The sequence below is a fragment of the uncultured Eudoraea sp. genome (assembly GCF_947258525.1).
Classification (GTDB): Bacteria; Bacteroidota; Bacteroidia; order Flavobacteriales; family Flavobacteriaceae; genus Eudoraea.
Map to the genome: position 1 here is coordinate 36,464 of NZ_CAMYIP010000212.1, position 24,143 is coordinate 60,606.

At 38.3% G+C, this 24,143-nt stretch carries 19 protein-coding genes and 1 pseudogene; 7 read left to right on the plus strand and 13 right to left on the minus strand.

What is annotated here, in order from left to right; translation table 11 throughout:
* Nucleotides 1–7: 7 nt before the first annotated feature.
* The 6 genes from gldM to Q0X89_RS16320 form a co-directional block, all read right to left on the minus strand.
* Complete coding sequence (gene gldM, locus Q0X89_RS16295; protein WP_297696132.1) at nucleotides 8–1,576, minus strand: gliding motility protein GldM; 1,569 nt, start codon at nucleotides 1,574–1,576, stop codon at nucleotides 8–10.
* Between the two features lie 54 nt (nucleotides 1,577–1,630).
* A complete protein-coding gene (gene gldL / locus Q0X89_RS16300) occupies nucleotides 1,631–2,278 on the minus strand; it encodes a gliding motility protein GldL (RefSeq protein ID WP_297696134.1) in 648 nt (215 codons plus the stop codon).
* A gap of 77 nt (nucleotides 2,279–2,355) precedes the next feature.
* Nucleotides 2,356–3,711, minus strand: a complete 1,356-nt coding sequence (gene gldK, locus Q0X89_RS16305; RefSeq protein ID WP_297696136.1) for a gliding motility lipoprotein GldK — start codon at nucleotides 3,709–3,711, stop codon at nucleotides 2,356–2,358.
* Between the two features lie 116 nt (nucleotides 3,712–3,827).
* The gene (locus tag Q0X89_RS16310) at nucleotides 3,828–4,985 is read right to left on the minus strand and encodes a formimidoylglutamase (RefSeq protein WP_297696138.1); all 1,158 of its coding nucleotides are present in this window, start codon (nucleotides 4,983–4,985) and stop codon (nucleotides 3,828–3,830) included.
* A 15-nt stretch (nucleotides 4,986–5,000) separates the two neighbouring features.
* Entirely contained in the window at nucleotides 5,001–7,475 is a 2,475-nt protein-coding gene (gene topA, locus Q0X89_RS16315) for a type I DNA topoisomerase (RefSeq protein ID WP_297696140.1), read from the minus strand.
* 120 nt (nucleotides 7,476–7,595) lie between these two features.
* The gene (locus Q0X89_RS16320) at nucleotides 7,596–8,825 is read right to left on the minus strand and encodes a hypothetical protein (RefSeq protein ID WP_297696142.1); all 1,230 of its coding nucleotides are present in this window, start codon (nucleotides 8,823–8,825) and stop codon (nucleotides 7,596–7,598) included.
* A 164-nt stretch (nucleotides 8,826–8,989) separates the two neighbouring features.
* Here Q0X89_RS16320 and miaB point away from each other — a divergent pair, with 164 nt between their 5' ends.
* From miaB to groL, 7 genes are all read left to right on the plus strand, one after another.
* Entirely contained in the window at nucleotides 8,990–10,435 is a 1,446-nt protein-coding gene (miaB, locus tag Q0X89_RS16325) for a tRNA (N6-isopentenyl adenosine(37)-C2)-methylthiotransferase MiaB (protein ID WP_297696144.1), read from the plus strand.
* A gap of 2 nt (nucleotides 10,436–10,437) precedes the next feature.
* Nucleotides 10,438–11,703: a sigma-54-dependent Fis family transcriptional regulator gene (locus tag Q0X89_RS16330; RefSeq protein WP_297696146.1), complete on the plus strand. Its 1,266-nt coding sequence runs from the start codon at nucleotides 10,438–10,440 to the stop codon at nucleotides 11,701–11,703.
* 86 nt (nucleotides 11,704–11,789) lie between these two features.
* A complete protein-coding gene (locus tag Q0X89_RS16335; RefSeq protein WP_297696170.1) occupies nucleotides 11,790–12,269 on the plus strand; it encodes an LptE family protein in 480 nt (159 codons plus the stop codon).
* A gap of 71 nt (nucleotides 12,270–12,340) precedes the next feature.
* On the plus strand, nucleotides 12,341–13,264 hold the full coding sequence (locus Q0X89_RS16340) for a hypothetical protein (protein WP_297696148.1): 924 nt from the start codon (nucleotides 12,341–12,343) through the stop codon (nucleotides 13,262–13,264).
* Nucleotides 13,265–13,633, plus strand: coding sequence for a preprotein translocase subunit SecG (gene secG, locus Q0X89_RS16345; RefSeq protein ID WP_297696150.1), 369 nt, complete (start codon nucleotides 13,265–13,267; stop codon nucleotides 13,631–13,633).
* 137 nt (nucleotides 13,634–13,770) lie between these two features.
* On the plus strand, nucleotides 13,771–14,049 hold the full coding sequence (gene groES / locus Q0X89_RS16350) for a co-chaperone GroES (protein WP_297696152.1): 279 nt from the start codon (nucleotides 13,771–13,773) through the stop codon (nucleotides 14,047–14,049).
* Between the two features lie 23 nt (nucleotides 14,050–14,072).
* The gene (gene groL / locus Q0X89_RS16355; protein ID WP_297696155.1) at nucleotides 14,073–15,707 is read left to right on the plus strand and encodes a chaperonin GroEL; all 1,635 of its coding nucleotides are present in this window, start codon (nucleotides 14,073–14,075) and stop codon (nucleotides 15,705–15,707) included.
* A gap of 64 nt (nucleotides 15,708–15,771) precedes the next feature.
* Here groL and Q0X89_RS16360 read toward each other — a convergent pair whose 3' ends face one another.
* The 7 genes and pseudogenes from Q0X89_RS16360 to Q0X89_RS16390 form a co-directional block, all read right to left on the minus strand.
* On the minus strand, nucleotides 15,772–16,839 hold the full coding sequence (locus Q0X89_RS16360; RefSeq protein WP_297696157.1) for a DUF3179 domain-containing protein: 1,068 nt from the start codon (nucleotides 16,837–16,839) through the stop codon (nucleotides 15,772–15,774).
* A gap of 2 nt (nucleotides 16,840–16,841) precedes the next feature.
* Nucleotides 16,842–17,813, minus strand: a complete 972-nt coding sequence (locus Q0X89_RS16365; protein WP_297696159.1) for a transporter — start codon at nucleotides 17,811–17,813, stop codon at nucleotides 16,842–16,844.
* A gap of 207 nt (nucleotides 17,814–18,020) precedes the next feature.
* Nucleotides 18,021–19,286 (minus strand): annotated as a pseudogene (locus tag Q0X89_RS16370) (efflux RND transporter periplasmic adaptor subunit); the annotation flags it as partial.
* Between the two features lie 127 nt (nucleotides 19,287–19,413).
* Nucleotides 19,414–21,915 (minus strand): heavy metal translocating P-type ATPase, encoded by a 2,502-nt coding sequence (locus Q0X89_RS16375; RefSeq protein ID WP_297696161.1) that lies wholly within the window; start codon nucleotides 21,913–21,915, stop codon nucleotides 19,414–19,416.
* Between the two features lie 6 nt (nucleotides 21,916–21,921).
* Complete coding sequence (locus tag Q0X89_RS16380; RefSeq protein WP_297696163.1) at nucleotides 21,922–22,464, minus strand: DUF3347 domain-containing protein; 543 nt, start codon at nucleotides 22,462–22,464, stop codon at nucleotides 21,922–21,924.
* A 53-nt stretch (nucleotides 22,465–22,517) separates the two neighbouring features.
* On the minus strand, nucleotides 22,518–23,735 hold the full coding sequence (locus Q0X89_RS16385; RefSeq protein ID WP_297696166.1) for a TolC family protein: 1,218 nt from the start codon (nucleotides 23,733–23,735) through the stop codon (nucleotides 22,518–22,520).
* On the minus strand, nucleotides 23,732–24,143 hold a 412-nt coding region (locus Q0X89_RS16390), incomplete at its 5' end, for an efflux RND transporter permease subunit (RefSeq protein ID WP_297696168.1). The genes Q0X89_RS16385 and Q0X89_RS16390, both read right to left, overlap by 4 nt.

Consider the following 24,143-nt stretch of genomic DNA (forward strand, 5'->3'; position numbering starts at 1 on the left):
ACTATTCTTAGTTCGTAATCTCCACAATTACCGGAGATACCTTCTTCAGTTTATAGCTTTTGTTATTTGTGATATAAGCTTGAATATCAAATACCTGAACAGCATCGCCTCTTTTAGCTCTTTTCAGGGCCGATTTAGCTCTACTATCCAATTTGTTGCCATTAACACTTACTGTTGGTTGACCAGGCACTTTGAATTTAAATCCGCTAATTGCAAGATTCAAGTCAAAATCGAAGTCTTCAAGCAGTGCGCCAATTGTCGCAATTTCAAGGTTTCTTCTAGGCATTTTAGCACTACCGGTTTCTCCTCTAATAGATCCTGAAGGTCTTGGAATATCCTTGATCCTGAACTCAGATTTTGAGGAAACACGTTGTCCGTCAGGTAAAGTACCAGATGCGACAATAGTTACTGTTCTTCCTGTTCCAGGGTTCATGATATACTTACTACCTTGTCTTCTCTTAAGACCTGGTGCAGATGCGCTTACCTTGTTATTTGGAATTCCAGGTATGGAAATCGACATTGGGTTAGATACTCCGCGGTAAACCACATTCATCTTATCTGCAGCAATTAATGCAGCATTAGGCTTAGTGATCGTGGCAAATGTTTGAGAAACAGGAACTTCTGTTCTCTCACCATCCTGAATAAATACCAGGTTACCTGCAATCTTATGATCTCCCGGGTTTCCGGCACTAACTAAAAGTTTTACCTGACCATTCTTGATCTCATAATCCTTACCTTCACTAAGTTTTCTGCCATCTAAAGTTAGATTAACTTCATTTGGCCTTGTTGTAGCATCCTTACGACCTAATACAACTGCACCCTGGAACTTCTCACCAGCATAAAAAGCTGATTTTTCCTGCTCTAAAAGCGTAGTATAATTGGTCATAGATACTTCACTGGTCAACTGGCCTTCTAACATAGATTTCAAAGCATCCTGCTCTGTAGCCTTAACATCAGTTTGTATCTGTGTAATCTTAGTTAAAGAAGCAACTACCGGAAAACCTTCGAATTGATAATTTATCCAATCCTGCTTGGTACCATCTCGCTTCTCAACTTTACCATTAGCATCGCCAGTTTCAAATCTGGTTTGAACAGAAGCCTTCACTTCGCTCATGCTTTCCGGTAAAATAGCTGAAATCTGAGTACGGTAATCCGTAATCCTTTTTAAGAATTCTTTCCCTTCAGGAGCCAGGTTATCACCTTGAAAAAATTTCTGATCTAAATAATCAGACTTATCCATAACCTGATAATCCTTAGGATCTTTTATCTCGGCTAACATTCTTCCTTTCAGCCCTTCGAGATAATCATAATACTCCTGGGACAATTCCTTAATCTTTTTGGCATCTTCCAGTAGCGGACCAAATTTTTCCGCATTTTCAGATGCTTTAGTTTCTAAACCATTTAAGAACGCTAGGTTGTTCTCAGTGGTTTTTGCGTTAGAAGCTTCCAGCTTTTCGTTCATAAGACCGAATGCTGCCAGAACTTCCTTACTCATATTTAGCGCCAGCATTGCGATGAAGATCAAATACATTAAGTTGATCATCTTCTGACGTGGTGACAATTTTCCTCCTGCCATGTTTTCTAATTAGTTTTTGATTAAAATTTTGATTTGGGTTTACTAATGCACTAATTAGTTTTTATTCATTGCAGATAACATACCTCCGTATACTCCATTTAAGGAAGAAAGATTGGAAGCAAGAGATTCCATTTGGTCTTTAAGAGCACTTGCATTTTGAACAACTTCTTCGTTTACAGAAGCTTGTCTGCTAGCGCTTTCCAATTGTACCTTATATAAGCTGTTTAAAGACTCCATTTGAGAAGCTGCCTCTACCATTTCATCAGAATATTTTTTGGTAGATTCCATTGCATCCACTGAAGGAGCGATACCTTTTGCAGCACCTTCAAAATTACGAATGCTTTCGCCAAGGCTTTCCATTAGGTTAGCGTCTATGTTAGCTTCTTTTAAAAGCTCGTCTAATTTTCTAGACAATATTCCTTCTGCCTCTTTAGCATCCTGAACATCATTTTTACCGCTAGTCATTCCGCCTGTTAATTCAGGATATACCAGAGACCAATCGTACTCATCATCTACCGGTTCAAATGCACTAATTGCAAAAATAAGTGCTTCCGTAATAAGACCTACTGCTAGCAGAAGACCACCTGTAAGAGGTCCGAATTCCCAGTGCAGGATTTTAAATAACGCACCAATGATAACCACCGACGCTCCAAGCCCGTAGGCCATGTTAAATAATTTTTTTGTTGATTTTGACTGTGCCATAATTCTAAATTTAATTTAAGTTTAATGTTAAAAATAAGTATTTGGTTTATTGTTTGATTTATTTATGTACGTAAAAACTACTGTGTTGAGTCTTCTTCTCCCATATAATCTTGAACGGTCCTAAAACCTATATAACTTCTGGCAGAATCTCTATACTCATAATCTCTGGTACTAACCTGTAAGAAATAAGCAACATCTTTCCAGGAGCCTCCACGAATTACTTTTCTTTTGTTTCCATAATCTCCACCATTTGGATTCATAGTAGATACATAATCGTAAGAATTTGGGTCATAGCTGGAATTGGTCCATTCAGAAACATTTCCTGCCATATTGTAAAGATTATAATCATTTGGTTCATAAGACTTGGCTTCTACAGTGTACAAAGCCGCATCAGCAGCGTAATCACCACGCTGTGGTTTAAAGTTTGCCATAAAGCAACCTGTATCACTAATCACATAAGGACCACCCCAGGGATAAGTTCCACTTTCGATTCCTCCTCTTGCAGCATATTCCCATTCAGCTTCAGTAGGTAATCTGAACCCATTAACGAATTGTCTGCCTCTACTCCTCTGATCGTCATTTTTAAATTTCGTCCTCCAGTTGCAAAAAGCCTGGGCCTGTTGCCAGGATACACCAACAACCGGATAATCACTATAGGCATCATGCCAGAAATAGTCATTATGCATTGGTTCGTTATAGGAATACTGAAAGTCTCTTATCCAAACAGTTGTATCGGGATATATCTCCAATTCCTCGTGCTTAATAAAATCTTTTCTTCTGGCATCTCTTGAACGAGCCGCAGCTTCAATGTCCATCCAGTTGTACTTGTATTTTAGTTTTGTAACGTCTATAGTCCTTTGACCATTATACGATTCCTCTTCGGGAATATATATTGAATCCATAATTTCGGTATAGTACTCATCAGGATATTCCGATGTGTCCCAGATCAAATCCTCATCCCTGTTTAATCCTCTGCCTTCATATCCGGTTTCACCCATGCCGGAATAGTTATCCAACATATATTTGTCATAGGTAGACATATTCGTAGTATCTGCATCTTTAAATGCAAATTCACCAATGCCTCCGTCTTCCGGACCCATTCCTAATTCATCAGCGAGGATTGCCAACTTAGTTCTTACGATGGAATCTTTCACCCATTCTACAAATTGGCGATATTCACTGTTCGTTATTTCCGTATCATCCATATAAAAAGATCGTACGGTAACAGTTTTAGTTGGAGCGTTCAGAACTTTTCCCATGTCTTCCTCACTTTTACCCATGATAAATGATCCTCTGGGGATCAGTTCCATTCCATAAGGTTTTTCCGGATACCACTTTTTACCTTGGACTCCGACTAGTTCTCCTTTTGTTTTAGACCCACAGCTTGTGAGCAAAAAAACAAACGCTATAGATAATAACAATAGCTTCTTCATACTTTAGGTTAAATTTCGATTAAGACTATAAACAGTATTCACAATGATTATTCTCTAAAACTACATTTTGAGTAATTTATTGTATAAAACAGTCTATCCTTTAAAATAATTTAATGTTAGTTAAAACCTTTCTTATAGGCCTTGAACCACCTTTCGGGAATATTTTGATTACATGCGTCTAAATAGTCCTGTTCAGTGCATGGTAATAACGCAGGTGAATTTATTTTATTATGTGAAGATAAAATTGATGGAATCTCAACCCACCATCTTTCCGTAAGCAAACTTTTATAAAAAATTAATTGCTCGGTTTCAGTAGGTACATTAAACTTATTGAAGTCTTTGCTTTTTGCACTCGGCATTTCTTTTATTCTATAGTTGAAGCCCTCCATAAAATACCAGATAATCTGTGCAATTAATTGAAAGGATTGAACGGTATTCTCACTTTCATATATACCAAATATTGCAACAGTATCACTCATGCCGGCATATCTGGCTATTGCACATATTTCTCTTCCATTGAATCCATTTGGTGAAAAATTCTTTGACCCGCCTATTTCCCCGGCTTTAATTGCCCGGGCATCAAGGCTTACGATATGTGCATTTCTCAAAACTGGTTCTGCCAGCGAAATGTCTGAAGATATTTCTCCCAGGCGGTATGCATCAAAAAACAAACGGTCCATAAGATCTATTTCTTCCTGGGCATTAAAATAGCTCTGATAACCAATATTTGAGAAGTTAAAAAGATTGTTTGGCTTATCGGTAATTATTTTACTCATATAGGAATGTGAAGAAATAAGCTCCTCATCTGCACCGAAATCGAACCTGCTGTCTATTGACACCAGATTTACCATGTCCTTAATTTTGTCGAAGGCCCTATAAGTAGGGTAAGTAATATCCTGAGTGGCCCCAATAATTATAGGAATAACATTTTCTTCAAGTAATTCGGCTACAATTTCCTTTACCACAAAATAAGTATCCTCAACTGATTCTCCCTCTTCTATATCACCGAGATCCACGAAAACTGAATTCCAATTACCCAACATTAGCTTATAAATCTGATTTCTGATCTCAGTAGTATCCAGACGTTCTGTCTTCTTTTCAAATGCATTTCTGGATTCCAGAACACCCATTAAGGCAAAAGAAGCATTGGCTAAAACAGGTAACCCATTTTTCTCGGTATGCTTATTAATATTCCTGCCAAGGGATTGGGGTGGTAATAGCTCACAATGTGCAAGGGCTATTTCATCTACAGGAAGTAAAAAATCGAATGCCATATGGGTAAGCTAATCTTAGGTTTTCTTGGTCTTTTTTGATGATTTTTTCTTTTCGAGCAATGATTGTGCATCTTTCAGCGAGATTTTGGCAGCATCTACATCTTTGGCAATTTCTACCTTGGTCTTTCCTTTAATAATATTATGCCTTCCCCATCGCGCTTTTTCAATTCGGATACCCTCATCAGTCCATTCCTTGACAAGCTTTTCCGCCTCTTTTTGTTTTTTATTTTCTATCAATTCAATGATGTCAGCCTGAGTAAGATTATCAAAATCATACTTCTTATTGACATTTATGAACATTCCATCCCATTTGATAAAAGGTCCAAAACGTCCTTTGCCCTTGGTAACATCTTTACTTTCATAAACCGCTACAGGAGCATCTGCTTTTTGTTTTTCCCGAATTAATTCTATTGCCCTTTCTAAATCAACATCAAAAGCACTTTCGCCTTTGTCCAGGGATACAAATTTTTTGCCGAATCTAACATAAGGGCCATATCTTCCAACATTGGCCTCTACTTCTTCTCCTTCAAATACCCCTAATTTTCTGGGTAATTGGAAAAGATCCATTGCCTCCTCATAGGTAATTGTAGAAAGGGATTGCTCCGGGAGTAAACTGGCAAATAATGGTTTGTCTTCTTCCTCTACCGTACCAATTTGTACCATAGGACCAAATCGTCCCAAACGAACTGCCACTTGTCTTCCCGATTTTGGATCCGTGCCCAGGACACGTTCTCCGCTTGCACGCATGGCATTCTCTTCAACATCAAGTACATTAGGGTGAAAATCCTGGTAAAACTCTTTTAATACTTTTTGCCAGTCTTCGTGACCTTCTGCAATTTCATCAAAATCTTTCTCCACTTTGGCGGTAAAGTTATAATCCAAAATATGTGCAAAATGATTCACCAAAAAATCATTGACAATCATCCCAATATCCGTGGGGACTAATTTTCCTTTATCAGAACCAATTAATTCAGTTAGTGATTTTTCTTCAACTTTATCTGATTTCAATATCAGTTGTGAATACTTTCTTTCTTCACCTTCAACACTCCCCTTCTCTACATAACCTCTATTTTGAATAGTAGATATTGTTGGTGCATAGGTAGAGGGTCTTCCTATACCCAGCTCCTCTAACTTCTTTACCAATGTTGCCTCTGTATATCTGTAAGGAGGTCTTGTGAATCGTTCGGTTGCCGTTATGTAATTATAGAAAAGCGGATCTCCAGATTTCATTGCCGGAAGCAATCCTTCCTGCTCTTCGGCTATATCCTCTTCGTCTTTGCCCTCCAGATAAACTTTTAAAAATCCATCAAATTTAATGACTTCACCATTCGCGGTAAATTGTTCCTGATAGGAGTTGGTCTTTATTTTTACATTAGTACGTTCTAATTCTGCATCGCTCATTTGTGAGGCAAGCGTACGCTTCCAAATCAATTCATATAATTTAGACTGATCTCTCTCCAATGAGGGAGTTTGTAAATTCATATCCGTGGGGCGTATGGCCTCATGCGCCTCCTGAGCTCCTTTGGATTTGCCTTTGTAATTTCTGACTTTACTATACTTCTCACCATAATTCTTAATTATAGTGTCTTTTGCAGCCCCAATTGCCTCCCCTGATAAATTTACACTGTCTGTCCTCATATACGTTATTAGACCGGCTTCATACAAACGCTGGGCAACCTGCATTGTTCTTGCTACTGAAAAATACAACTTACGTGATGCCTCTTGTTGTAAAGTAGAAGTTGTGAAAGGTGCCGCCGGGGATTTTTTAGCTAGTTTTTTATCCAGGCTTGCAACGTTAAAAAGAGCCCCTGCATTTTTATTTAAAAATTCAAACGCCTCTTCCTTTGTTTGAAAGTTTTTTCCCAGTTTTGCCCCAAATACATTCCCATTCTCCGTTTTAAATTCCGCCACTACCCTGTAGGAAGCTTCCGGTTTAAAAACATCAATGTCGCGTTCCCTTTCAACAATTAATCGAACTGCTACAGACTGAACCCTTCCTGCAGATAACCCTGGTTTAATTTTTTTCCAAAGAACCGGTGATAGCTCATACCCAACCAGTCTGTCCAAAACTCTTCTTGCCTGTTGTGCGTTTACCAGGTTGTAATTTATTTCTCTGGGGTTTTCAATTGCCTTTTGGATAGCCGACTTGGTAATAGAATTAAATACAATTCTTTTAGTTCTGGATCGATCAAGGTTTAGCGTTTCGGCCAAATGCCAGGAAATGGCTTCTCCTTCACGGTCTTCATCACTCGCAAGCCATATTGTGTCTGCTTTTTTTGCGAGGTCCTTTAACTTTTTTACCACTGACTTCTTCTCCTGGTCTACAATATATTTTGGTTTAAAATTATTTTCAACATCAACTCCGAGTTCTTTGGACGGAAGATCTGCTATATGTCCAAAACTGGATTCAACTTTATAATCTTTTCCCAGAAATTTCTCTATTGTTTTAGCCTTTGCAGGCGACTCTACGATTACTAAATTCTTAGCCATTCATCAGTTTTTGAAAAAACAAAAGTATATCAAATTTTTTATTTGGTGTTTTCAACCTATATCAAAACACAAAAAAACATCCCTAAATCATGGGATGTTTTCTTTAAAAACCGAAAGAATTTAGTTTAGATTCATAGAACTTATCAGTTCAATATCATTATCTAAATATCTATATTGGTGCAAGATTTCATCCCCTATCATTATCAAAGATTCATTCATAGGAATGACATCAAAAGTGATAATATTTTCATAATGATTTAAGGATACAAGATTTTCAATATCTGTTTTGTCATAGATCTTAAGACCCGATTTTCCGTCACAGATAAATAATTTGTTGTCTTTTATTCCCAACCCGTAAGGTTCGTCCATTGCATAGGAAGTAGCAAGCACTGGGGAAGTCAGATCGGAAATATCAACAATAAACAAACCGCTTTCAGTTGCACCGCAATTATTACCCCCTCGCAAGGTAACATATGCATAATCTCCATCGACTACCACTGGGTCACAAGCAGTACCGTGCTGAAATTCTGAAATAAATGTTGGTGTAGCGGGAGAACTTATATCATATATATACATCCCACGCATACTTCCCAGAAACAAATTATTTCCTCTGTTAAAAATAGTTTCAATATCGAATCCTGCGTAAACATCTTCCAGGTCCCTTGGATTTTCCAAATCACTGATATCAAATACATTAATTGTATGACTGTCTACGGCATACAAATAATCGTTAACAATTTTAAATCGCGCTAATGAACCCCCTTGTCCAACCTGGACATCATTAACAGCTTCAGCCAGGAAAATCTGATCGTCAAATCTATTATTCACTTCAGAGATTAATCTGCTCTCAATCTTGACATCCCATCCTACCAAAATTTCATTTTCATAATCTATTCCATCATATTCATAAATATCAGCAATTGGCCAAACTATATTATCTCGCAAGACATCCTCTAGCCGGTTTACAATTCTAATAGCATTAATTTCGGAAATGTCTAATACCATAAGGTCTGTTAAACTATCCGCGTAAAGGAAATTTCCTTTAATTGAAATATCTACATTACCCGCTATTTTTATAAAGGAAACTTTTTGTGGTGACGCTGGGTCACTATTATCTATAACATGCACTCCTTTGTACTTGTCATTTACAAAAATATAGTTCTCATAGACATAGATCTTACCTGATTCATTTATAGGTCTCGGGGCAACGATATCCACACTGTTCTTAAAATCCTCCAAACTCATTGTAATTGGCGTAGCCACTAGATAATCAGCAAAATCGCCTTCTTCTTTCTTGTCACAGGATACTAAACCTACGACAACGAGCAGAGTAATAATACATTTTTTCATAGCTTGATTGTTTAAATAATCGTATTGGATTGTATTAAATGAGATACTTGTTTTGAATTCCAGTTGCGTAAATTTTGTTAAATAATTAACTGTCAATTTGTCACTAGTATGCAGAATGTATTATCTTTGCAGACTGTCTGAGAGATCGAGGAAGACATTATAGCATGGAGAAAATTATTGAAGAAAAAAATCAGGGTACCACACTTACTCTGGAAAAAGATCAGAAAAACACCCGTAATTTATATATAGAAAGTTACGGCTGTCAAATGAATTTTTCAGATAGCGAAATCGTTGCTTCCATCCTGGCTCAAGAAGGATTTAATACCACGACATCTTTAGAAGAGGCAGATCTGGTTTTGGTAAACACATGTTCTATTCGGGAAAAAGCTGAGCTTACCGTAAGAAAGAGGCTTGAAAAGTTTAATGCCGTTAAAAAGACCAGACCTCATATAAAAGTTGGGGTATTGGGATGTATGGCAGAAAGGCTGAAAAGCAAATTATTGGAAGAAGAACGGATTGTAGATATGGTAGTTGGTCCTGATGCCTACAAAGATCTTCCAAATCTTATCCAGGAAATAGATGAGGGAAGGAATGCAGTTAACGTTATACTTTCCAAAGATGAAACCTACGGGGATGTAGCTCCTGTGAGATTAAATTCAAATGGGGTAACGGCATTTGTATCAATAACCCGGGGCTGTGATAATATGTGTACCTTTTGTGTAGTACCATTTACCAGAGGCAGGGAACGCAGCCGGGATCCTCAATCAATCGTCCATGAAGTAAATGAACTCTGGGAAAAAGGATACAGGGAAGTAACCCTGCTGGGACAGAATGTTGACAGTTATTTGTGGTATGGTGGAGGTTTAAAAAAAGATTTTGATGCAGCCTCTGCCATGCAGAAAGCCACTGCAGTAAATTTTGCCAATTTACTTGCGCTAGTTGCAGAAGCTCAACCTAAAATAAGGATTCGTTTTTCTACTTCAAATCCTCAGGATATGACTCTTGATGTTATTGAAACTATGGCAAATTTCAAAAATATCTGCAATTATATTCACTTACCTGTTCAGAGTGGTAGCGATAGAATATTAAAGGCAATGAATAGGCTGCACACCAGGGAAGAATATTTTGAATTAATAGATAACATTAGAAAGATCTTGCCAGACTGTGCCATAAGTCAGGATATTATAACGGGCTTCCCAACGGAAACCGAGGAAGATCATCAGGATACTTTATCTTTAATGGAATACGTTAAATATGATTTTGGTTTTATGTTTGCTTATTCTGAACGTCCGGGAACTTTGGCAGCCAGGAAACTCGTGGATGATATCCCTGAGAAAGTAAAAAAAAGAAGGTTAAATGAGGTTATTGATCTCCAATTAAAGCATAGCTTACATAGAACAAAACAACATTTAGGCAAGGTTGAAGAAGTCCTCATTGAAGGAACATCAAAAAAATCTGAACTACAATGGATGGGACGGAATTCTCAGAATACAGTGGTGGTTTTTCCCAAAGAGAATTATTCTGTCGGAGAATTTGTAATGGTACGAATAGAAGATTGTACCTCCGCAACTTTATTAGGTAAAGCGGTTAGTTATTCTGAAAACAATTAAGCATGGAAAGCGTTCAGGCAATAAAACAACGTTTTGAGATTATTGGTAATGATCCAAAACTCAATCGTGCGCTGGAGAAGGCCATACAGGTTGCCCCCACGGATATATCTGTCCTGGTCACTGGTGAAAGTGGGGTTGGGAAAGAGGCAGTGCCTAAAATTATTCACTCTTTATCCCATAGAAAACACGCAAAATATATAGCTGTCAATTGCGGTGCTATCCCGGAAGGAACTATTGATAGTGAGTTATTTGGTCATGAAAAAGGTTCTTTTACGGGTGCAACACAAACCAGAAGGGGTTATTTTGAAGTTGCAGACGGTGGTACTATCTTCTTGGATGAAGTAGGAGAACTCCCGCTTACAACGCAAGTACGATTACTAAGAATTTTGGAAAATGGAGAATTCCTAAAAGTAGGGTCTTCTCAGGTTCAAAAAACGAATGTTCGAATTGTAGCGGCCACCAATATGGATATGACAGAAGCAATAAAAGAGGGTAAATTCAGGGAAGATCTATACTACAGATTAAGTACTGTAGATATTCATATTCCTCCTTTAAGGGATCGAAGTGAGGATATCCATTTATTGTTTAGAAAATTTGCCTCTGATTTTGGTCAGAAATACAAAATGCCCACTATAAGGCTTCAGGATGATGCTATACAGCTTCTTACAAAATACAGATGGCCCGGAAATATCAGGCAATTAAGAAATGTTGCAGAACAAATCTCTGTGCTAGAAGCGGAAAGAAATATAAGTCTAACAACATTAAATGGGTATTTGCCTCATGCAAACGACTCTAATCTTCCTGCAGTAATCGGAAGAGCGAAAAAGGAAAACGACTTTAGTAATGAAAGAGAGATTCTTTACAAGGTTTTGTTTGATATGAAAGCAGATCTGAATGATCTCAAAAAACTAACCTTGAAAATGTTGCAAAATAATGATCCCTCTAAAGTGCAGGAAGAAAATGAAAATTTGATTCGAAAAATATACGGCACCAATGGTGAGGATATTAAGGAAGAAAAGACCGAGGCCTTGAAGGTCTTACCCCTTCCGGAGGCCAGAATTGAAGCACACCCTGAAATAGTAAAGGAAGACAAATACCATTTTGCAGAGGAAATACAAGAGGAAGAAACGCTTTCTTTACAGGAAAAGGAAATTGAACTAATTAGAAAATCACTGGAGAGAAACAGGGGTAAACGAAAGGCTGCCGCCTCAGAATTAGGAATTTCCGAAAGAACGCTTTACAGAAAAATTAAACAATACGACTTATAAGCAAATTTTAAATTGAACTAATTGGATAACTCTTTGAACTTTATCTTTTGAAAAAAGCACTTATTAATATTCTGAGCATCTCCGCGATGTTCTTTTTAGTTGGTTGTGGAGCATATAACTTTACTGGTGGTGATGTAGGTACGGCAACCTCGTTTCAAGTAAATTATTTTCAGAATTATGCAACTCAAAGCCCTGGGTCTACCTTTGAACCGGGTTTAGATAGAGATTTTACTTTGGCATTACAGGATCTGATCCTAAATCAAACAAGTCTGGATTTAAGAAGTTCTGATGCAGATTTGGTATATGAAGGCGAGATTGTAGAATTTCGGATATCTCCAATGACCGCAACTGCTCAACAGCGGGCGGCTCAGAATAGATTGACCATGGGAGTTAACGTTCGCTTTTTTAACAGAACAAAGGAAGATGTAGATTTTGAAAAGCGATTTTCTTTCTTTTATGATTATGATGCCAATACGCAATTCTCATCGGTTAGAGATGAGGCACTAAGTGAAATTTTTGAAAGAATAAACCAGGATATTTTTAATGAATCCCTGGCAGACTGGTAATAAATTAGAATATATAGTATGAGTCGCTTTGTATTTTGTGAAAAATCAATAAAGTGATCACACCCTAATGTATGAACGTAGCAGATTTTACATTCTTATTGCAGAATCCGGATAAGGTCTTGGAACCTGTCCAGACCAATCAATTAGAAGATATCCTAAAAGAATATCCGTATTTCCAGGCTGCGCGTGCTCTTCATTTAAAAGGACTCAAAAATCTGAATAGTTTTAAGTATAATAATGCCTTAAAGGCAACTGCTGCTTATACCGCCGACAGGGATATACTCTTCGATTTTATTACATCTGGAGTATTTCTTCAAAATTCAATAGCGGACACCATTTCTGGTAAAACATTACCCTTGTTAGATAAGGAGGTCATCTCTGAAGAAGTTGAACCTAATCCGGATACAGATACACACCTTATCGAAGATTCTCAGGACCATCCTTTACCACAGAGCACTAAGGATGCAAATAAAATTCTTGATCCACTTCTATTTGCCTCAAAAGATCCTAAAGTAGACGAACTAATAGCTGCTAAAAAAAAGGCAGAAGAAGAATTAGAGCTTGGAAAACCCTTGTCTTTCACAAAACGGGAAAAACATTCTTTTGGGGAGTGGTTACAGCTTACCTCATTTAAATCTATAAAAAGGGATAAGGAAAAATTCAAAGAGCCAGAAATGAAGGATATTCATTTTCCTTTAGAGGAAGAAGTCCTAAAAAAGAAAAAATTTGAGTTAATAGACAAGTTTATAGAAAACAAACCTAAAATAGTACCATCAGAGAATCTGACTTCAAAGGTCAATATTAAAGAATCGACCAAGCTCGATAAAAATGAGTTAATGACTGAAACATTGGCGAAGGTATATCTGGAGCAAAAAAAGTATAAAAAAGCTATTCAGGCATACAAGATTTTAAGTTTGAAATATCCAGAAAAAAGTAGTTTCTTTGCAAACCGAATTAAAGCAGTACGTAAGTTACAGCAGGAAAACACAAAATAAATGAGCACATTTTCAATCTTTTTGGTCCTTATCTTAGTAGTTTGTCTACTGTTGATACTGGTTATCATGGTTCAAAACCCAAAAGGAGGAGGATTATCTTCTTCATTTGGCGGTGGAGGAACACAAATTGTTGGGGGTGTAAAAAAGACCGGGGATTTCCTGGATAAAAGTACCTGGACTTTAGCGACGCTTTTGATAGTTCTTATTCTATTATCTAATGTTGCCTTAAAAGGTAATTTTGCAGAAGCCGAATCCAAATTACTGCAAGGTGATGATATTGAGAGTACAGTCCCGGAAACTGTGCCAGAGGAAGTTCCTGAACAAGTACCTGGATCTGACAGTAGTAATTCGTCCGATACAATTCAATAGAACTTAGAAATGAGATATCCTAATGCCAGCAAAAATGACAAGCTGGCATTTTTATTTTAACATTATGTCAGTTTTTAAGCAATGGCATAATTTCTGCCCAATAGAAGGAGAAATTTATAAACTAAAAACTAAATAATATGGCTAAAGTAAACATTAAACCACTTGCAGACAGGGTCCTTATAGAACCTATGGCAGCGGAAACCAAGACGGCATCGGGGATATATATCCCGGATACTGCCAAGGAAAAACCACAAAATGGAAAAGTCGTGGCAGTTGGCCCGGGTACAAAAGATGAGAAAATGACAGTTAAAGTTGGTGATACAGTACTTTATGGAAAATATGCGGGTACCGAGCTAAAGCTTGACGGTTCGGATTATCTTATGATGCGTGAAAGCGACATTTTAGCAATTATTTAATAACCAAAAACTACGAATAGAAAATGGCAAAAGATATAAAATTTGATATTGAAGCACGGGATGGTCTACGCAGAGGCGTTGATGCACTTGCTAATGCAGTAAAGGTAACTTTAGGACCTAAAGGAAGGAACGTAATAGTAAGTAAATCGTTTGGGGCTCCTGTTGTAACTAAAGATGGTGTTACCGTTGCGAAGGAAATAGAATTGGCTGATGCTCTGGAAGATATGGGAGCACAGATGGTAAAAGAAGTTGCTTCGAAAACCAATGATCTTGCAGGTGACGGAACTACAACAGCTACTGTTTTAGCACAGGCAATTGTTAAAGAAGGGCTTAAAAATGTTGCTGCAGGTGCCAATCCAATGGATCTTAAGAGAGGTATTGATAAAGCAGTTGAAGCTATTGTAGATAACTTAGCCAAGCAATCTAAAAAAGTAGGCGATTCTTCTGAAAAAATTAAACAAGTAGCAACTATTTCATCCAATAATGATGAAAACATAGGAGAACTTATTGCCCAGGCTTTTGGAAAAGTTGGCAAGGAAGGGGTAATAACAGTTGAAGAAGCCAAAGGAACGGACACTTATGTAGATGTTGTAGAAGGAATGCAATTTGACAGAGGATATCTTTCTCCTTATTTTGTGACTGATTCAGACAAGATGATCGCAAATCTTGAAAACCCATATATTTTGTTGTTCGACAAAAAGATTTCAACAATGAAAGACCTGTTACCTGTTCTTGAGCCGGTAGCGCAATCCGGGAAACCATTATTAATCATTTCTGAAGATGTAGATGGTGAAGCATTGGCAACATTAGTGGTTAATAAATTAAGAGGTTCCTTAAAGATAGCCGCGGTAAAAGCTCCCGGATTCGGTGATAGAAGAAAAGCAATGTTGGAGGATATCGCTATTTTGACAGGTGGTACGGTAATTTCAGAAGAAAGAGGATTCTCTCTTGAAAATACAACACTGGATATGTTGGGAAGCTGTGAAAAAGTGACCATAGACAAGGATAATACAACTATTGTCAATGGTTCCGGTGTGGCAAAAAATATAAAGACCAGAATTAATCAAATTAAATCTCAGATAGAGACCACTACGTCAGATTATGATAAAGAAAAGCTTCAGGAACGTTTGGCTAAATTAGCCGGAGGAGTTGCAGTACTCTATGTTGGTGCAGCATCTGAAGTAGAGATGAAGGAAAAGAAAGACCGTGTAGACGACGCACTTCATGCAACAAGAGCAGCTGTAGAAGAAGGTATTGTTGCCGGTGGTGGTGTTGCGTTTATCAGGTCAAAATCTGCCCTGGCTAAAGTCTCTGTAGAAAATGCCGATGAAGAGACGGGCTTACAAATAGTTACAAGGGCTATTGAAGCTCCATTAAGAACTATTGTATCCAATGCAGGTGGTGAAGGCTCTGTAGTTGTTGCAAAAGTTCATGATGGCAAAGGTGATTTTGGATATGATGCAAAATCCGAGACCTATGTTAATATGCTTGAAGCGGGAATCATTGATCCTGCAAAGGTTACCAGAATAGCATTAGAGAATGCAGCTTCTGTTGCGGGAATGATTCTGACTACAGAATGCGCCTTAACGGACATCAAGGAAGAGTCTGCTCCGGCAGGACCACCAATGGGTGGCGGTGGAATGCCTGGAATGATGTAAGACTCTAAATAGTTTAAATTTTAAAACCGTTCTTTTCTTAAGAACGGTTTTTTTATGTGACAGTTTAATTATTATAAATCTCGGTGGTATAAAAAGCAGGTATAGAAAACCAATATCCCATAAAAGACTTTGCTGACTTCAACCGTTGTCCAATACGCGGACCGGAAACTGCTTCCCCAAAGATGTTCCATTCGTTGTTTTCATTATCTAGTAACACAATTTCAGAACCATTAAACACATAATTAAACTGCAAGCCCTCATAATTGGCATCGAGCTCAAACGAAATCATAAAGTTTTCATTTCCAACAATCAGGTATTCTTTGCCTTTAAAAGTCTCCCTTACCAGATTTTCCGAAACCAGATCTGTAAAACGGTAAGCCCGTGCATCTGTTTCGTCTATAACCGCTAGTACGCGTTCCTTTAAAGGCAACCGGTTATCTTTTGGAACCGGGAATAAAAAGAAATTATTATTCGTCTTGTAGTCTACATACGGGTATACCCCATAAGTTCTTGAAAAACCTGTATTTAAACTTAATGCTTTTGTGGTAGGATACATAGTCCTCCATGTCTTCCAGTCTGTTTCAACCAGTGAAATCAATTCTGCTTTTTCACCTATTAGCTCTCCATTTACAGATTCATTCAAAATTTGAGCCCAATTGCTTTTTGTTTCCCTGTCAAACGGAATAAGGTTGGTATTGTAAAGTAATCCGGAAACTCCAAAAGTGGTTTCCTTTCCGTTTATTACCCTGTTCCAGCCAATACCAGTTCCTGTCAAAGGGCAATATGTAACAGCTATGGAAACATCACCAACATTGTCATTTATTATCTCATGCCAATCCAACACAATATGTTGATAGGCCCTTATATCATCGCCGTTCTTGTATCCCAAAATCAAATCTTGGTCTAAAAGCACAAACTCATCCTCTACAGATACAAATCCCGGATTCTCCAATGCAGGTATCCCATCCCTCCCGGGACCTCCGTCAAAAATATCCGCTACGGGTATACTCCATATAGAAGATTCAGACGGATTTTCATTATCAGGATCTGTGTTCTGATCCTGAGTGCTTGACGAACTACATGAAAATTGGCATAGCATGGCACAAATAATAAACGTTACGATTTTTTTCATAGCTATAAATTTATTGTATTGTTTTTGTTATTGAGTTTAAAATAAACTCCGGCTGTAAATCTTGTTGTTGGTGTTAATTGTGTTCCAACAACATAACTGTAAATAGGCAACTCCAAACGCAGGGTAACCAAAAAATTGGTTATTATATTGACACTTAATTCAGGCCTGACAAAAACCCACTCGCCTCCTGTATTCGGGAGGTTAATACTGTTTATTTTATCTATTGATGCATTTCTGTATTTAAAGATAAGTCCCGGATTAAAAACAGTGTTGAACAGTAAAAATTGATCTGTATATCCCACATTTGCCTGAAAGACATTCCCAAACTCATAGGTAGAAGTACCGTTTAAGTATGAATTATTAACTCCTGTAGATCTGTATATGAAATTAGCTGAAAAAGTGGCTGAAGGCCTAAATTCAAATGCCTTTGAGAGCGATAACCATCCCAGGATGTCCCAGGCACCGCTTCCGGGCTGAAGGTCTGCCGTTAATAGAAAACCATCCTCATTCGCAAGATCCGATCTTCCAAGCGGTGCTTTTGCACCAAGACCTAAATTAACAGTGCTTTTTGCACCCAAGGCTTCGGGGAAGGCATACTTTGCCATAAGCACCGCATCTCCAATGCCTGAAGTTTCTGTAAAATTTTCGTTCCCGAATTGTGTAATTCTTCTCGTTTGGTTAACCCAGCTTAATAGAGCTTCCAGTGCAAACCTGTCCGTAATGGAATATGCACTGCTGAATAAAACTGAATTTGTTATCCTTTTGCGTGAATTATCATCCAATTTCGTACTACCTGCGTTCAGTGTATTCAAATTATTGTAATCGTAGTTCAGTCCAAACTGCCAAATACCTCTTTCTTCTATGGGTAATCCTAAATTATTAGATAGAGGTACACCACCCGAACAACAGGTTTGGGATACCATAGGGAAACTAAGGAGAATAAAACTTATAAAAGGGATAGATCGTAGAAGCATTCTTTTTCATCTGCACCTGTTTAGTGTGATGAAATCAGTTTTCCTTACAACGTGTTTATTTCCATTAATATTAAATCACAAACATTTGGTAAGGAAACTCAAAAAAGGTGGATAAAAAAATGGATATAATAAAATCTGGGTGTTAGCTATACATATTTAAATCAGGATATCTCAAATATAATATTTACAAACCGTAAATTTCTAATTATGATTCTCATGACCTGTTGTTACTTTACCGGCTTTATCGTTCATCATGGATTTTTTCCCCTTAAGTTGTGCCGCCGCATCTACCGTAAAGGTTCCATTTGTAACGATTTCCTCGCCTTTTTCTAAGCCCGACAGGACAACATATCCATCATTGATAAGATCGCCAAGGGCAATTTCGCGCATTGCAAAAGTTAGATTTTCCGGGGCGGTCTTAACATAGACCACCGAGCGTTCTCCTGTCCAAAGAACAGCACTTTCAGGAATAACAATCATATCATTTATAATTTTCGATCTGAGCCTCAGGTTCCCGGTCACAAACATTCCCGGTTTTAACTGACCTTTTGTATTTTGAAGCACTGCTCTGACCTTTACTGTCCTTGTGGCCGAATTCAATACGGGATCTATAAAAGATATTTTAGCATCGAATTTCTTGTCCGGATAAGCCTTGGTTATTATGTCAATTTTTTGACCTTGCTTTAAAAGAGAGACCTGATTTTCATATGCATCAAAAACTGCCCAAACAGTATTTAAATTAGTGATTTTAAACATGGGTGAACCTTGATTGATATAGTCTCCGGCTTTTACCATGATTTCCGTTACCGTCCCTGAAACATTGGCATATACCGGGAAGTTTTCTCTAACCTGGCCAGACTTCTCGATTTGCTGGATTTGCTCTTCAGATAATTTCCAAAGTTTAAGCTTATTTCTGACAGCCTGATACAAATCTGGCTGGGATTCTTTCAGGCTGGCAGCCGTAATCAATTCCTGCTGGGCTGATACAAGTTCAGGAGAATAGATTGTGGCCAGTTGTTGTCCGCTTCGGACTTGCTCCCCCTCAAAATTAACAAATAACTTCTCTATACGTCCAGCAAAGTAGGAAGCTTGTGTTTCCAAAGCCTTTTCATTCTCCTTTATTTTGCCGGAAAGTTTGAGGACATTATCGCCCGAAGCAGCCAGACCAACTTTGGTAGTACGAATATTGGCCAGGGCCATTGCATTCTTAGTCAATTTAAACTCACTTATTTCCAGGCCATTGGTTTTGGGTTCAGCAGGAATCAAATCCATTCCGCAAATTGGGCATGAACCAGGTTCGGGTTGCATAACCTGCGGATCCATAGAACATGTCCACATTTGACTTTCTGTCATTTCCTGGCTATGATCATGTTCTTCGGATAAATTTTTACTTGAGTTATTTCCAAAAATCAGGTATCCGGCCAACAAACCCCCGATTACTGCTAATCCGATATAAAGAATATTTTTTTTCATAATTCAAAAATTTACTTTTTTGTCTTTCTAATATATGGTTCACATAATAAGCCAAATCTATGGGTCTACCTCCTGGATTAGGATGTGATTATCCTGTTTTTTTTCTATTTTCCTTTGAACCACAAGTTTAATCTATCATTGCATTTCTTAATCTGAGTGAATTGGCAATTACAGAAACAGAGCTAAAACTCATGGCTGCAGCGGCTATCATCGGAGATAGCAATATCCCGAAAAAGGGATAGAGAGCCCCGGCTGCAATTGGTACCCCAAGGGTATTGTACACCAAAGCAAAGAACAGGTTCTGCTTAATGTTCTCCATTACCTTGTTGCTTAGGTTCCTTGCCCTTACTATTCCTTGTAAATCTCCCTTTACCAAAGTAATAGCTGCACTCTCAATAGCCACATCTGTTCCGGTACCCATAGCAATGCCCACATTACTTTTTGCCAGGGCAGGAGCATCATTGATACCATCGCCTGCCACGGCAACAAGCTTCCCTTGTTTTTGTAGTCTTTCTACTTCCTGTAGTTTATTTTCAGGAAGCATTTCCGCCTTAAAATCCATCAGACTGAGTTCTCCTGCCACGGCCTGTGCAGTTTCGTAATTGTCACCGGTTAGCATAATAACGGCAATCCCATTATCCTGTAAATCCTTGATTGCATTAGCACTTGTCTCTTTTATTTTATCCCCAATAACAATATAGCCAACGGTCTTTTGATCAACAGAGAGATAAGAAACTGTTTTACCTTGCTTTTGATATATCCGGGATTCGGATTCCATTTCCTTTAAATGGGAAGCATTGACCTGTTCCATCATCCTGGTATTGCCCAGAGCAGTTTTCTTTCCATTGACAGTTCCTTCAACCCCTTTGCCTGTAACCGAATTAAAACTATCAACTTTGAGGGTTTCCACCCCTTGTTCTTTGGCATATTTCAGCGTAGCTTCCGCTAAGGGATGTTCACTTTGACTATTCAGTGTTACAATGTATTTTAAAACATCATTTTCATTAAAATTACCCCCAACAGCACCTACTTTTTCAACCGTTGGTTTTCCTTCGGTAATGGTTCCGGTCTTATCAACAATAAGCGTATCTACCTTGTTCATCGTTTCAAGGGCTTCGGCACTTTTTATAAGTACTCCGTTCTGTGCACCTTTACCAACACCTACCATGACCGACATGGGAGTAGCAAGACCCAATGCACAAGGACAGGCAATTATCAATACCGCAATCGCATTGATTAGCGCATATACATAAGTTGGTTCCGGGCCCCAAACAGCCCAGGCTATAAAAGTGATTACCGCTATAATTATAACTATCGGAACAAAATAACCCGATACCGTATCCGCTAACTTTTGAATAGGTGCACGGCTGCGACTGGCATCGTTGACCATTTGGATAATTTGGGATAGTAAGGTATCCGATCCAACTTTTTCTGCCTTCATCAAAAAGGACTGATTGCCATTAATAGTTCCGCTGCTTACCGCATCTCCAGGAACTTTACTCACAGGAATAGGTTCTCCAGTGATCATAGATTCATCAATTGAAGTTACGCCTTCGGTAATTTTTCCATCCACGGGAATTTTGTCGCCTGGTTTTACTCTTAGAATATCCCCTAATTGTATTAGGTCTATAGGTACTTGGCTTTCCTGACCATTAACAACCCTAACTGCGTTATTGGGAGCCAGCTTCAGCAATTCTTTCACCGCAGTATTTGTTTTACTGTGTGCCTTTGCCTCAAGCACCTGTCCTAACAAGACCAAGGTAAGAATGACAGTAGCGGCTTCAAAATAGACATGTACGCTTCCCGATTCTGTTTTAAATTGGGTGGGAAAAAAATCTGGAAAGAGTATCCCAAGCAGGCTGAACAACCAGGCTACACCTGCCCCTATACCTATTAGAGTAAACATATTAAGGTTCCATGTTCTTATGGAGCGATAGGCCCGTTCAAAGAAGATCCAGGTTGTATAGAATACAACCGGGATAGAAAGTGCAAATTGCACCCAGTTCCAGTTTGCCTGACCCATCATGGCGTATAGTGGATTATTGGACAACATTTCGGACATTGCAATCAAAAAAATAGGAAAGGTGAAGGCCAGCGAAAGCCAAAACTTTTTTAGCAACTTTTTATAATTCTTTTCCTCTAGGGAACGTTCTGGTTGCATCAGTACAAGCTCCATTCCACAGATTGGACAACTCCCCGGTCCTTCACTGATTATTTCCGGGTGCATAGGGCAGGTGTATTGTGCCGAAGACACAGAAGCAATGTTTTGTTCGCTCACCAAATCCATGCCGCATACCGGACAATCACCAGGATCCTCGTATATCTTTTCACCTTCACAATGCATAGGGCAATAAAATGGCCCGTTGCCTACTTCTTTGGGCGTATTCATTTTCATTTCTTCACTATGTCGATGCTCTCCTAGTTTGTGTATGCTATACTGCCCACCAAAACTTGCCAGAGCTCCTTGAAATTTATCGATGGAAATGTGATTTTCCATCTCAATTGCTACCACAGCTTTTTCTAAATCTACGGTAACTACAGTTACACCTTCCACATTTTGGAGAGCTTCCTCCACATGGGTTTTGCAACCATTACAAGTCATTCCGTGTATGTGATAGGTGTGTTTCAAATTATATTAATTAATTATTTCAGTAACTTTTCCACATTTCAGCATCTTATCTCCATAATACGGATTTCTAATTTCTTCTACATTGGAAATCCAATATCCGCCTTTTCCTTCAAAAGCCATTGGGCAAAACTGCTTGTAGATAGCACCCTCAGAAATGGATTCTTTGAATAATGTTTCCACTTCCGCCGTCATCTGGGAAAACAACTGCCTTTGTTTTTCAATGTCTTTGGTTTCGGCCATGGCCATAACCATAGAATTCATCTCATCTCCTTCCGCGGTCAAACTTTTGGCAAGATTTTCAGCGGCCAGATTCACTTCTTCGGAATTAGAATTAACTAAAGCAATACGAATCTGCTGATAAGCATTAAATACCTTTCCGATCATTTCATCGGAAAAAGAAGCTTCGACAATTTCAGGGGTGTTAGCCTTTTTTGTTTCAATTTCTTCCGGTGTATTTATTTCGTTATTCTGCTTGTTCTTGGCATCCCCGCATGAAGCCAAACCAATAAGTAAGATTGTCGTGATCGTTAATGTTACATTTCGTTTCATCATTTTGCTTTTTTAGTTTTATATTTAAATTGATAATTAGGTAATTGTATTTTCTATTGATTAGTGAGGTAGTTAATTATTGCCGTTTGAACATAATTATCTTTTACTGCCTCTATTAGTTTCAACTGGAAGCGCAATTGCAGTTCCTGGACGTCAAGTACATCGTTAAAATCTATGGTTCCCGTTTCATAGTTTTTTATAAGGATTTCTTCGGCATCTTTCGCTTGTTTCAAATTCCTTAGTTGCGTTCTGTGTTTGATATAAGAGGCTTCCCTTTTATTAAGTGCACCACTCAAAATGGATTCCAATAGATTTCGACGATTGGCCTTTTGAGAATTGATTTCCTCTTGTCGAAGTTCATTCTGAACGGTTCTCGATTTATAGTTGCTATTAAAAATGGGAATGGACAGGGATACCATTGGCATAAGAACATCTTTCCCATTATCGCTAAAGTCCAGACCCGGTCTTTTAGCCACAGGTATATAGTCTAATCCAAATCCAATATTGGGGTTTCCCTCCTTCTGATTCAAAACTTCCGAATGTGCAACTGATTCATATAGCCTGTCATATTTTTCCAATTCCGGATGCAGCTCCAATTGATTCATTCCTATTTCAATGGGTTCGTATATTGCCAAGTCATCCACTAGCTCGACAGAAGTATATTCATCCCTGTTCAAAAGATTATTGAACTGCGTTTCGACTGCCTGGAATTCCTGCCCCAGAACTAATTTATCTTCCATCAGTTCATTTTGTCTTATTTGGAGTCGAAGAACATCAACCGCTGATGCTTGGCCAACCTCAACAGAGGTCAAGGCCAACTTTTCATAAGTTTTCAGAAGCTGGATGTTTTCCTCCAATACTATTTGCTTTTCCTTAATGGCATATAATTCATAATAAGATTGTGATACAGAAAGACGTAATTTTCTTTTAGTAATCACAATATCCAAATAATCTACTTCGGCTAAGGAACTTGCATAGTTTTCTCTTAATGTAATAGTTCCAAACCAGGGAAGCATTTGTTTGATTGAAAACCGTGCTTTTTGAGCACCCGTTCTTGTTTCAGGTTCGCTAACAAATACACCTGCACTTAATTCAGTCCTTGGGAAGGCATCTGATTCTTCGACCTTTTCCCTTGAGATATTGTATCGCAGTTCAAATGCTTGCACTTCGGGATTGTTGTTTTCGGCCTCCAGAATATAAGACTCCAGGGTCTGAGCTTTTACAGCTGTAACTATGAATAATCCTATAATTATAGTCGTTATATTTTTCATGCATTTATTCTTTTAAGTAGCCACTCGCTTTTCCAACTATACAATACCGGAACCACCAAAAGGGTTATAAGGGCGAACATCATGCCCCCGAAAGAGGGTATTGCCATGGGAATCATAATATCACTTCCCCGACCTGTAGATGTCAGTATGGGCAATAAGGCCAGAATGGTAGTTGCCGTTGTCATCAAACAAGGACGTATTCGTTTTTCTCCTGCTTCCACAACCGATGCCCTGATGGCTTCGAGAGTCTTAGGTTTATTCCGCTCAAAAGTCTGGGTCAGGTAAGTAGCCATAACCACACCATCATCTGTTGCTATTCCAAAAAGGGCAATAAATCCTACCCAAACTGCTACACTGAGATTAATGGGGTGCATTTGAAAGAGTTGCCTCATATTTTCACCAAAGAAA